The organism is Pseudoalteromonas sp. Scap03 (assembly GCF_013393115.1).
Lineage (GTDB): Bacteria > Pseudomonadota > Gammaproteobacteria > Enterobacterales > Alteromonadaceae > Pseudoalteromonas.
The window spans coordinates 1,440,043-1,452,075 of record NZ_VDEU01000001.1 but is presented as its reverse complement, the minus strand read 5'-3'; the positions used below and the strand labels follow the sequence as shown (position 1 = coordinate 1,452,075).

The following is a 12,033-nucleotide window of genomic DNA, read 5'->3' as shown; positions in this document are numbered from 1 at the left end:
AAATATTAAACGCGTACTTTTTTATTTTACGTCAGCTAGTCCGCTATTATTTTTATTCGATTATCTAGTGTTAATCACATCAAAAACAAGGTTGCATAATGATAAAAGCGTCAACACCTGAAGATGAACTATCACGGCTAAAAGACCTATATGAGTATGACGTTTTAGACACTGAAGCTGAAAAATCCTTTGACGACTTAACCCAACTTGCATCTGATATTTGCGAAACGCCAATTTCACTGATAAGCCTTGTTGATCCCAACAGGCAATGGTTTAAGTCTAAGTATGGAATTGATGTAGCCGAAACAGCACGAGATATATCATTTTGTTCTCACGCAATTTTAGAAAACCAAGTGTTCGAAGTTCAAAATGCACTGACAGACACTCGCTTTCACGATAACCCCTTGGTTACAAACGACCCAAACATTCGCTTTTACGCAGGTACACCACTTATCACTCCTAGAGGTAATGCTATAGGTACGTTATGTGTTATTAGTGATAAACCAAAAAAGCTTTCGAGCAAACAAATAAATGCGCTCACGGTTTTGGGCAAAGAGGTTATTGCGCAACTAGAGCTTAGGCTTAATAATAAAAAGCTGTCTATGGCATTAGAAAAACAAAAAGCACACAATAAAGAACTAGAAAAGTTAAAAGAAGAAGCAGATACGGCCAATAACACTAAGAGTAAATTTTTAGCAAATATGACTCACGAGCTGAGAACCCCATTGCATGGGATTTTAAATTTAGCTGAATTTGGTATGACCGAAACCACAACAGAGGAAAAAGACAGCACTTTAAAAAGTATATTAAAGTCAGCTCATTACTTATCAAATATTGTAAATGACATTTTAGACTTTTCTAAAATTGAGGCTGGTAAATTAGAAATTGAACATATCGACTTCGATCTTAATGACGTTATTAGCGATGTGATAAAGCCCCAGTTACAGCAAGCGTCTACTAAAGGTATAAAGCTTATTACATCGGTAGACTCTAAAATAGCAGATAATTTTAAAGGGGATCCTCTTCGGGTTTCGCAAATTTTAAATAACTTGTGCTCAAATGCGATTAAATTCACCAAAACTGGTCAAGTCGAACTGAAAGTAAGTATTAAAAGCAGTACATTGCAAACACAAGTACTCAAGTTTGAAGTTATTGATACAGGCCTTGGCATTAATGAGACTGTTCAAGAACATTTATTTAAAGAATTTCATCAGGCAGACTCATCGACCTCAAGAGAATATGGGGGTACAGGTTTAGGCTTATCAATTTGTGTTCGTTTAAGTGAGCTAATGCAGGGGCACCTTAGCTTCACCAGCCAAATAGGTAAAGGCTCTACGTTCACCTATGAGCAACGCTTTGAGATTGTTTTGTCACCAATAATAGCAAAGCAAAGCGTTGAGCTAACAAACTTACAAGGTTGTACTGTCTTAATTGCCGAAGATAATAAAATAAATCAGCTCATTATTGTTAAAATGCTCAAGGTACATAATGCTGATTTAATAATCGCAGAGAACGGTAAAGAATGCGTTAAGTACTTCAAAGAACACCCTGTAGACTTAATTTTCATGGATATACAAATGCCTGAAATAGATGGAATAAAAGCCACACAGGCTATTAGATCGCTTCCTACAGGTAAAATCGTTCCAATTATCGCTATGACAGCAAATACCCTAAAACAAGACATTGAGCATTATTTAGATATTGGCATGGATGGCTACTTAACAAAACCGTTCGATAAAGCTAAGCTCAACAGCTTACTCAATGTTTATAATCCTAAAAACCTCAACCTCAAAAACTTAGCAGTAAAAATTAGCGATCCTAATGTTTCTAGTAACAGGAAGCTAAACCAAATATGCAAAGAGTTAAAAGCGCTTATTCCTAATGCCAATCGAGTCAGTCTGTGGTTATTTAATAAAGAATACAGCGCATTAAGTTGCTTAATTTGTCTTGATGAAAATGATGACGTGTCAAGTGGTGCTGTTTTAAATACAGAAAACTCCCCTGCTTATTTCAACTATATTTTAACCAACCAAGTACTCGACGCCTCAGACGCCAGAAATAACGAAGTAACCGAGTCGTTTACTCACTCTTACTTTGAGCCACTCAATATTTATTCTTTACTTGATTACACTTATAAACTTGATAACAAGCCGTTAGGTGTCATTTGTTGTGAAAGTGTAGACTCAAAGGTAACTTGGAGTCATGCTGATAAAGAGTCATTAGTAAAAGTTGCTGATGTCACGAACTTGTTTTTATCTAAACAAATAAAGCATGAGTAAAACAGGCCTACTTAGTGGCTAAAATTGCCACCTAATAGGCTTAAAATTATTATAAAATCTCAATCTTGGGTCTGCTCTAACTCACGCTGAGTTTATTTTTTATCTGCTTTAACCGGCTTTATTTTAAAGAAAAAAGTATACACAACCGGAACAAACCCTAATGTTAAAATTGTTCCCATAGCAAGACCAAACGCAATCGTGCTTGCTTGACCATAAAATAAAACATCTTTAGATAAAATAAGTGGCATTAAGCCTATTATCGTTGTGCAAGTAGACATCAAAATAGGTCGTAAACGCCTTAAAGAGGCATTGATTACCGCCTCAAAGTTTTGTTGATTAGACTGCTCTGTGGTTTGTTGCTCTAAGCACTCTATCTGTTTACGTTCAATATTTATTCGATCTATCAGAATCACCGCATTATTAATGATAATACCGGCAAGCGCATATAAACCTAAAATAACCATAAACCCAAAGTTTGCTTGCATAACCAACAAACCAAAAGCAGCACCAATGATAATTAGGGGTACGGTTAAAAATACAATACTAGTGGCACGATAAGAGCGAAATTGCGCAATGATAATAAACACCATAATGGCAATACACAGCGGTAAATTAGCTAAAATTGCAGCTTGCGATTCCGCGGAGTCTCCGACTACACCGTCATATTCTATTTCATAACCAGGTGGTAATTTCTCTCGTATTTTATCAAGCTTCTCTTCAAGTAAGGGCACCATACTTTGCGCCGACATAATTTGATTTTTAGCTTGTACTGTTACAGTACGAAATAAATTTTCACGAGCAATGCGGGCAAACTGAGTCTCATAGCGAATATCAGCCACTTGCATTAAAGGAACACTGACGCCTTTAGCAGAAGAATAAATACTAACACTGTTGATTCGATCTAAATCGTATCGCTCACTGTCTTGCGCCCTTAATACAATAGGGAATATATCATCACCTTCACGAAACTCGGATATTATGCGTCCAGAAAAATAGGTTTCTAACGCTTGGGCAACATCATTTGAGCTAATTCCGGCACGACGAGCATTTTGCTGATTAACCTCAAGTTTAAGTGTCGTAATGCGGTTTTCCCAATCGCTTTTAATATCAAACGTGCCATCTACATTTCGCAACAAAGTTTTAATTTCATCGCTAACAGAATAAATATAATCACTATCAGGACCTTTAACTTGAATCTCTATTAGTGAAGAATCAGATGGCCCTAAGAACATTTTCGTAACACGCCCCATCACACCAGGGAAATCTTGAGCAAACATCTCTCGCACTCTCTTTAATGTAGGATCGGCGAACTTTCGTTCACCTACATCAATCATAAAAAATGCTTTTGAAGGTTCGGGGTCGATAGGTGTAAGTGATAAAACAAACCGAGGACCACCAAATCCAGCATAGGCCGCATATTTTTCAATATGTGGAAAGTGTTCTTTATCATCCAAGTTTTTTGAAATAGCCTGCACCGTTGCGTCAGTTTTACGCATTGAAGTACCCGCTGGCATATCAAGGTACACTAAAATTTGTGCTCGGTCAGAATCTGGAAAAAACTTTGCAGGTACTAGACTCATAGCCCAGCCCCCTGCCAAAAATAGCCCCAAAATAACAACAACAAACGCAATACGCGCACGCATAATTTGTCGTAATGCTTTTTCGTAAAGCGGGGTGAGGCTATCAAAAAAACGATTAATTTTACGGCGAATAATATTTTGCTTTTCCCTCGTTTCTTTTTTAACGAAGCGATGACATAAATAAGTAGTAAATGTCAGGCTTAGCGCCCAAGAAGTAAGTAATGCAATTAGCACCACCAAGGAGATCGAGCGCGTATATTCACCGGCACTACTTTGTGCCAACATAAGGGGTAAAAACACAAGAATAGTTGTTAATGATGAAGTTAAAGACGGTATCGCAAGAGTGCCTGAAGTGTTACGAATAGCATCATCACGCGTTTCGCCATCTTCGATACGCTTTTTAAAATCTTCAGCCATTATTATGCCATCATCAACCAAAAGACCAAGCGCAATAATTAAAGTAGCTAGCGACATACGCTCTAATGGAATACCCATAAAGTTCATAACTGAAAGCGTGATTAAAATCGCTGCTGGCACAATCGAGCCCACAATCAGACCAGTGCGTAAGCCTAAAAACATCACTACCACAACTGATACTATAACGATGGTTTGCAAAACACTAAAAGTCACACCAAATACTGCATCTTCAACCACACCGGCTTGGCGCGTAATATTTTTTAATTGATAGCCTGCAGGAATAGTTTGATTAATTTGCGCTATCATCGCTTCTATTTTAGGAGTGAACTTAAGCACATCCGCTTGTTCATCCTTAGATATGGCAAAAATAATGGCTTGGCGATTATTGTAATAACTTGTTCTTGATGGGGGATCGACCACTTTACGGCTTATTTTAGCAATATCGCGCAGCAATATTGTTTCAGGCTGGTTAGGCACACTGATAAGTGTATTTCTAATATCGGCAAGGTTTTGGTAATTTCCTGAAGGTTGAATAATAAAGTTTTTGCCATTGGCGTCAATAACCCCACTAGGGCGTATAATATTTTGGTTTTTTAAAGCACCAATTAATTGGTCAGGTGCAATACCCAGTTGAGCGAGCTTAGCATTTTCAATTTCTATAAAAATACGCTCTTGTTGAATGCCCAAAATATCAATTTTTTTAGTGCCCTCAACTTGATGCAGCATATCAGCAATGTGTTGCGCCACATCTTGGCGATCGCCCATACTGTAGGCAGGATCAGCAATAAGTGCCACTGTTAATACGGCAACATCACCAAAATCATCGTTTACTACATAAGGCAATGTCCCATTGGGTAAGTCATCACGCACTGCGTTTATTTGATCGCGCAGTTTATCCCATTGTTGATCAAACTCACTTTGCTCAACACTTTGCTTAAGCTCAGCGTGAATAATAGAACGACCAGGGATAGATACTGAGCGAATTTCGGCAATACTGGGCATTTCACGAATAGCTTCTTCGAGTGTTTTAGTGATCAACAACTCTACTTTTTTTGCGCTCACCCCCGGATAAGCGGTTGTGACAACAGCTTCACGAATTTTTATTTTAGGATCTTCTTGCTTTGGTAGTTGATAATAACTAAAGGCGCCAAATAACATAAGGCCAAAAACAATAGCTAACATAAGGCGATTATGATCAAGAGCAAGCTCTGAAATAGTAGGGATCTTCATCGTTTAAATCTCCGTAGCGGGTTATGGATTAAGGCGCTTAATTTCGCCTTCGATAAGCGTTACTTTTTGCCCATCGTGTAAAAAAGCCATTCCCGCGTTAACAATTTGTTCCCCCTCTTTTAAATCTCCTTTAATTTGCGCTTTTTGCGCAAAAAATTTCATTACATCCACTGTTGTTTTTTGTAAAACGTAGCCAGCTGGTTGTGAGTCAGCTTGCGCTGTTGTTATCAGTTTAAAAACAAAGTGTTGGTTATTTTCTTTTGCCATGATTGCACTTACAGGCACCATAAAACCATCGCTTTCTCCCTGCTGTTGTTTAAATTGCACTTCTGCACTCATACCCGTTCTGATACCTGCGATATCATTAGCTGAGATTTTTAAAATAATAGGAAAAGCATTCGCTCCTTGAGCAGCTGAGCCAATTTCTTTAATTTTGGCATTCAACGATTTATCTAAAGCTGAAATAGTTACCTTTGCCGGTTTATCAATAGTTAACGAGGAGAGAAGCCCTTCAGGCGCAAGCGCTGAGACTTCAAAACTTTCTTTACCTTGGATTAAAAGTGCCGAGATATTAGGGCTGACTTGTTGCGAAGGTTCAATATTACGTTTTGAGATAGTCCCAGCATAGGGCGCAATTAGCGTGGTATCTTTTAACTCTTCTCTTGCCATCGCTAGTCGCACTTGAGCAATATCGACTTTATCCTTGGCGCTCTCATATTGCGACTTTGCTAAATCGTATTGCGCGCCAGACACCGCACCATCATCAACCAGTGACGCTTTACGTTCAAAATCCTGCTTAACATTTAGCATCGTAGCCTTTGCATTAGAGGCCTGTCCTTTGGCCTCTTGCACTGCCAATAAATATTTTGTTTGTTCCAGCCTAGCTAACGGCTCACCTTCTTTAAAAGACTCACCAATTTCAAAAAAAACGTCTTCGACCTTTCCGCTAACCTCAAATGTTAAAGTGGCTGTGTTAGCAGGTTGGATAACACCTGATAAAATACGACTATCAAACGATTTAGTTTTATTTAACTCAATGGCAGAAACAGGTTTTAATTTTTGCTCAGAAACTTGCTCTTCAGAGCACCCTGACAACATAAAAATAATAACTAAAAAAACAACTATATGATTCATAATTTCCCTTGATAAATAGTGTATTCAAACCGATTGAACTACTAAACTAACCACAACCAGTCTTCACTATGAGCCATCTAATTTAAAGTATGGCTAAGATTGTTATCACCCTGAAAGCTTGGGTATAATGTATTATTCCGGCTGTATTCTTAGCCTCTAAATTGGATCTTCTCCCATGAAAAAACTATCTGCTGTGCAAGTTAAACAACAAGCACTCGTCCTCAATGTTGCTGACAAAATAGAAGAGCAAGGCCGTGCTGAAATTCCAGGTATGCTGCAGTGCTGGTTTGATGTGGAATATCATTTATTTCCGGGCTCTTTACTAATGTGTTTTCAGTTTGAAAACCAACAGGCACTAACTTCGGCAAAGCCTGAGTTATTAAAATGGCAAAAGCGCTTAAGCGGTGCCATGCTAAAAAAAGGCGTAATTTTAAAAGATATGCGTAAACATTTAGTATTTACCTTAAAAGGACCAGACGACTAAACCACTTATTTTGTAAGCGCACTCTACTTTGGTGCGCTTTCCAAATTAAACTCATTAACGTGTTCAATTAGCTCAGGAAAAAACGCTAAAAACAGTCCATCTAGCTCACTATAATGTCGGGTTATATCTTCAGCGGTGCCTGCAAAATTATTAGTAAAGCGAATCCGTTTAGCAATATTATCAAGCGCCCGCCCAACCCCATCAACGCTTTCATACTCTTTAAACCAATCGTTTTGCGTCATACTGGTTACTACATGTTGCATTCGAGTAGGCATTACAGGTATACGCTTTTCCAAAAGCCCATAACTGGTGTGCTTAAAATCAATTAATGATTGGTTATTAAACTGCTGCCAATGCGCAATCAGAAAATGATCAAACACCACATCTATAGCCACGCCAGCAAAGCGCCTGCGCTTGGGTGAAAAAAGCTGTTTAGCTTCTTTAACAAAAGGGTGTGCGTCAGTAAATTTATCCACTAAATAATGATTATCAAGCGCGTTTTTAACGCTCGTAGGTATGTGCGTTAGCTGCCGTTGCCCCCCAAAGTCTCCCAGCAAATTGCCAAAATGGGAATCAGCCGTAGGCTGTGCTAAATAAAGGTGGGCTAAATAATTCATTGGTTACCAATATAGATTAATATACCAAACTCAGATAGTTTTAAAATCAAACGCGTAAAAAGATGGAACGCAGTTCCACCTTTTTACTTTTTAGATACTTATAGTGCATTCTAAAATATTACGCTTTTGAAACCTTGCTTGCACCTGCATTATCAAGAATCTCTTCAATACTATTTTTGTTATCGCTGTTATATTTAACACCGACGAGTATTGAACCCTTCTCAATTGCGTTTTCATAATACTTAATTTCATGTTCTGGAATAAATGCGCCGATTGCTGCACCTAAAGTCCCACCAACGGCAGCACCTGCGCCACCAGCTGCAAGTGCTGAAACTAAAGGACCTGCAACTAATAAGCCGGCACCACCCGAAGCGACTGCACCAACAGCGGTAAAACCACCAATAATTGCTGCTAACACGCCTCCAGATGCAGCGCCCAGCAAACCGCCCTCTGCAGCTTTGGTACCTTCATCTACAGCAAAGTCTTCCTTTGTATACGAGTCGTTAGCGACAATGCTTATATCCGCCTCACTTACACCTAAAGCTTCTAATCTATAAATGGCTAATGTTGCTTGTGATGCATTATCGAATAACCCAGTAATAACAGTACTCATAATAACTCCTTTATTTGTTTAAGAAAGTACGCTAAATAATTAGCAACATTCAAACCAAAATTTTAATCCTTTAAAATCAGAAAGATAAATAACAAAGCAAAGTAGGACTCTACGTTTTAAAGTAAAAGTTGCTAGAAGTTGTAAAAAGTTCACACACATAGGTATCACTCAAGCGATTGAAATATGAGTATAATTACAAAGAGACTAACGTTATTAGCATTGTTCTTCTAAAAATATCAACAACCCACGCTCATAGCGACTTAGATACTTAGTCTTACGGGGTAGTTTGTCTAAGTTATTAAAGTCCTTTAGAGCTTCTTTACCTCCTTTACACAGCTCAATCAACTTTGGATGAATATATGAATTACGAGCTATTGCTGGGGTATTCCCTAAATTACTTGAAACGCTACCTAACATATCTTTAAGCGAAAGCTGGCCGTTTGATTTATGTAAGACTTCAAATGCCAAAACACTGGCCCGCCATGTTCTAAAATGTTTTGCACTAAACTGCTCGCCCATAACACTTTGAATAAACTCATTCACTTCTTTGGAGGAAACATCACAACACTCGCCTTCATCGATATATTGGAATAAGCTCTGCCCAGGCAAATCTTGTAACTGCTGTATGATAGAGCTAAGCACTTTATCTGTTATGTTCACTTCTCTTTGCTTACCGGATTTTGCTTTATACTTTAAGCGAATATTTTTACCCGTAAGTTTTGCATGCCGGCTACGTAATGTCGTAGCACCAAAACTATTGTTATGTTTGGCATTTTTTTTAGAACCAACGCGCAGAGCTCCAAGGTCCATTAAACGTACAACGGCTGCGATTGTGCGCTGGTAATTAAGCTCGTTACCTCGCAAATATTCCGATAGTTTTGCTCTTAACAAAGGCAGTTTATTTCCAAATAAAACACATGCTTCAAACTTTTTAAGCTCTTGCTGCTCTCTAAACTCGGGATGATAAAAGTATTGCTTGCGGCCTTTGTTGTCGTAGCCAGTAGCTAAAATATGCCCATTTTCTTCTGGACATAACCATACATCTTTGTATGCGGGGGGAAAAGCGAGACTGTCTAACCGCTCTATTTCATCTTTATCATGTATTTTCTTTCCTGCAGGATCATAATAAACCCATTGGTTTTCATGCCTCTTTCGAGTTATGCCTGGCAAGTTATCATCGACATAAATTAGTTTCATTTTATTCCTTTAAATTTTTGTAATCCTCAAATCAAACGGTGCCATCAATAACAAGGGCTAGTTCTCACTAGCCCCAATTTATGCGATTTATCGGCTCCAATACCTAAGGTTACGAATTTTTGAGACAAACTCACTTGCGGAAATTTTATTCAAATCCAACCAGCCATCATCAAGCTGTCCATTTAAACCAGTAGCCTCGATTAAAGGAGTTGCTTTATCACTAAAGCCGATGTACTTCATATGTGCATAAGCATCACTGACAAAATCTTTCGCCTCCGGTATTTCAGCAAGCTTTTTAGCGCCTTCATTAGTGGTAAGCAGAACTATTGCGTCGTAAAGCACCGAAGGACCGCCATTAATAACTTGATCGGCCTCAATAATCTCGCCATTACTATTTTTAGCACCACCAACTTGAGCCGCAATAATTTCATAACTTGCACCTTCCTCTTTAAGGCTTTGTGTTAATAAATTAAAGGTTTCAGCATCAAAACCATCACTTACTAATATACCAAGCTTCCTGCCTTTAAATGTATTTGGCGCATTTTTTAAAATACTTAGCGCATCAGATACTGGTAAATCATGACGGGTATCAAGCGCCGCTTCTGCGGCATCTGGCATAGTTTGTAAACCTAAACCCAATGCAACTTGCTCAGCAAGCTTGTTATCAATGTTTAACAGATGAGAAACCACACGTTCTCTGATACGTAAATGCTCTACTTTAGATAACTCAAAAATTAAAGCATCTTGGATATGCGTTTGCTCAACGTCAGTTTGACTTAAATAGAATTGGCGCGCTTGGCTGTAGTGATCACTAAATGTTTCTGAGCGATAGCGTAATTTACCCCCATCAGTTTCAGATTCTGAGCTTTTGAATCCGTGTACAGGGCACTCTCGCGGATTGTTTTCATCCCCGCTGAATGAATTAGGTTCGTAATTAACCCGGCCTTTGGGGTTCTGCATTGCCATGTGGCCATCTTGAAGAAAGTGTCTCATCGGGCATTTTGGTGCATTAACAGGAATTTGTGTGAAATTAGGGCCACCTAACCGCTTGGTTTGTGTATCTAGGTACGAAAAATTACGGCCTTGCAATAAAGGATCGGGAGTAAAATCAAGCCCAGGCACTATATTTTGAGTACAAAAGGCAACTTGTTCAGTTTCCGCAAAGAAATTGTCTACGACTCGATTGAGTACCATTTTACCAATAATTTTAACTGGTACTTGCTCTTCGGGTATCAGTTTAGTGGCATCAAAAACATCGAACTCGAACTCTTCAGCAAATTTTTGATCAAATACTTGAATGCCCAGCTCCCATTCCGGATAGTCACCATTATTAATTGATTCCCACATATCACGACGATGAAAATCAGGATCAGCGCCATTTAATTTCAATGCCTCATTCCAAACCACTGACTGCATACCGCCTTTAGGTTTCCAGTGGAACTTAACAAATTTTTCTTCACCTTGTGCATTAATAAACTTAAAAGTATGAACGCCAAATCCTTCCATAAACCTTAATGAGCGCGGGATAGCTCTATCTGACATTGCCCACATAACCATGTGCATGGATTCTGGCGACAAACTTACAAAATCCCAAAAATTATCGTGGGCTGTTTGCGCTTGTGGAAAACCACGATCTGGTTCTGCTTTTGCGCTATGTATAAGGTCGGGAAACTTCATCGCGTCTTGAATGAAAAAAACTGGGATATTATTGCCTACCAGATCCCAATTACCTTCCTGCGTATAAAACTTAACGGCAAAACCTCGCACATCACGTGCTAAATCAGGCGAGCCCTGATTACCCGCCACTGTTGAAAAGCGTGCAAAAACAGGTGTTTTTTCACCTTTACGTTGAAAAATATCAGCAGAAGTCAAATCATCTAAAGCATCATACGTTTCAAAGTAACCATGTGCACCATACCCTCTTGCGTGAACAACTCGCTCAGGAATTCGCTCGTGATCAAAGTGAAACAACTTTTCTCGTAACACATGATCTTCCAATAGTCCTGGTCCGCGTTGACCTGCTTTTAATGAATTTTGATTATCACTGATAGGGCAACCTTGTGCGGTTGTCATTACGGGGTGATCTTCATTAGCTTTTTGATGAAGCTCGCCTGCATGTCCTTTATTATTTGCGTACTTAAATGACTCTGCCATAACTTTTCTTCCTTAAATGATTTTTTTGATTGCTATATTTTTAAAGGGTTAAAAAACAATAACCAAGCAAAAAAAAGACCACCTATAAATATCTTTAAAATCAATAATTAAGAAAGAAATGAAAATATTTCACCAATATAAACTATAAAAATTACACAGCTAATGTAAGCTTTCCTCAAAGCATCATTTTATTAAATTACTAAGCAATCAGCTTGTTCTTATTTTCATTATTACTGTATTTTTAAGTTAATCAAAGTTGAGCATGGTTCAACTGTGACACTGTAAATACTGGTAACCCACCATCACTTAAACACAGAGTCTATGGCCT

At 38.5% G+C, this 12,033-nt stretch carries 8 protein-coding genes; 2 read left to right on the top strand and 6 right to left on the bottom strand.

Features of this window, described 5'->3' with window-relative positions; translation table 11 throughout:
- The first annotated feature begins 98 nt into the window (after window positions 1–98).
- Window positions 99–2,279 carry a response regulator gene (locus FHG08_RS06570; RefSeq protein ID WP_178955055.1) on the top strand — a complete coding sequence of 727 codons (2,181 nt, stop codon included), beginning with the start codon at window positions 99–101 and terminating at the stop codon, window positions 2,277–2,279.
- Window positions 2,280–2,371: 92 nt separating this feature from the next.
- On the opposite strand, the gene FHG08_RS06565 is transcribed toward FHG08_RS06570, so the two are convergent.
- Window positions 2,372–5,506 carry an efflux RND transporter permease subunit gene (locus tag FHG08_RS06565; RefSeq protein ID WP_178955053.1) on the bottom strand — a complete coding sequence of 1,045 codons (3,135 nt, stop codon included), beginning with the start codon at window positions 5,504–5,506 and terminating at the stop codon, window positions 2,372–2,374.
- Between the two features lie 21 nt (window positions 5,507–5,527).
- On the bottom strand, window positions 5,528–6,640 hold the full coding sequence (locus FHG08_RS06560) for an efflux RND transporter periplasmic adaptor subunit (RefSeq protein WP_178955052.1): 1,113 nt from the start codon (window positions 6,638–6,640) through the stop codon (window positions 5,528–5,530).
- Between the two features lie 175 nt (window positions 6,641–6,815).
- On the opposite strand from FHG08_RS06560, the gene FHG08_RS06555 reads away from it, so the two are divergent.
- Window positions 6,816–7,124, top strand: coding sequence for a hypothetical protein (locus FHG08_RS06555; RefSeq protein ID WP_178955050.1), 309 nt, complete (start codon window positions 6,816–6,818; stop codon window positions 7,122–7,124).
- Window positions 7,125–7,147: 23 nt separating this feature from the next.
- Here the strand turns inward: FHG08_RS06555 and FHG08_RS06550 are convergent, their stop codons facing one another.
- The 4 genes from FHG08_RS06550 to FHG08_RS06535 all read right to left on the bottom strand — a co-directional run bounded on the left by FHG08_RS06550 (window position 7,148) and on the right by FHG08_RS06535 (window position 11,705).
- Window positions 7,148–7,741: an ACP phosphodiesterase gene (locus tag FHG08_RS06550; protein WP_178955048.1), complete on the bottom strand. Its 594-nt coding sequence runs from the start codon at window positions 7,739–7,741 to the stop codon at window positions 7,148–7,150.
- 118 nt (window positions 7,742–7,859) lie between these two features.
- Window positions 7,860–8,354, bottom strand: coding sequence for a general stress protein (locus FHG08_RS06545; RefSeq protein WP_138608466.1), 495 nt, complete (start codon window positions 8,352–8,354; stop codon window positions 7,860–7,862).
- Between the two features lie 213 nt (window positions 8,355–8,567).
- Window positions 8,568–9,551, bottom strand: coding sequence for a DNA topoisomerase IB (locus tag FHG08_RS06540; protein ID WP_178955046.1), 984 nt, complete (start codon window positions 9,549–9,551; stop codon window positions 8,568–8,570).
- An 87-nt stretch (window positions 9,552–9,638) separates the two neighbouring features.
- The gene (locus tag FHG08_RS06535) at window positions 9,639–11,705 is read right to left on the bottom strand and encodes a catalase (RefSeq protein ID WP_178955044.1); all 2,067 of its coding nucleotides are present in this window, start codon (window positions 11,703–11,705) and stop codon (window positions 9,639–9,641) included.
- Window positions 11,706–12,033: the final 328 nt, after the last annotated feature.

Coding starts and splice junctions, on each gene's coding strand:
- FHG08_RS06535 (WP_178955044.1), bottom strand. CDS start 11,705: ATGGCAGAGTCATTTAAGTACGCAAATAATAAAGGACATGCAGGCGAG.
- FHG08_RS06570 (WP_178955055.1), top strand. CDS start 99: ATGATAAAAGCGTCAACACCTGAAGATGAACTATCACGGCTAAAAGAC.
- FHG08_RS06555 (WP_178955050.1), top strand. CDS start 6,816: ATGAAAAAACTATCTGCTGTGCAAGTTAAACAACAAGCACTCGTCCTC.
- FHG08_RS06565 (WP_178955053.1), bottom strand. CDS start 5,506: ATGAAGATCCCTACTATTTCAGAGCTTGCTCTTGATCATAATCGCCTT.
- FHG08_RS06540 (WP_178955046.1), bottom strand. CDS start 9,551: ATGAAACTAATTTATGTCGATGATAACTTGCCAGGCATAACTCGAAAG.
- FHG08_RS06560 (WP_178955052.1), bottom strand. CDS start 6,640: ATGAATCATATAGTTGTTTTTTTAGTTATTATTTTTATGTTGTCAGGG.
- FHG08_RS06545 (WP_138608466.1), bottom strand. CDS start 8,354: ATGAGTACTGTTATTACTGGGTTATTCGATAATGCATCACAAGCAACA.
- FHG08_RS06550 (WP_178955048.1), bottom strand. CDS start 7,741: ATGAATTATTTAGCCCACCTTTATTTAGCACAGCCTACGGCTGATTCC.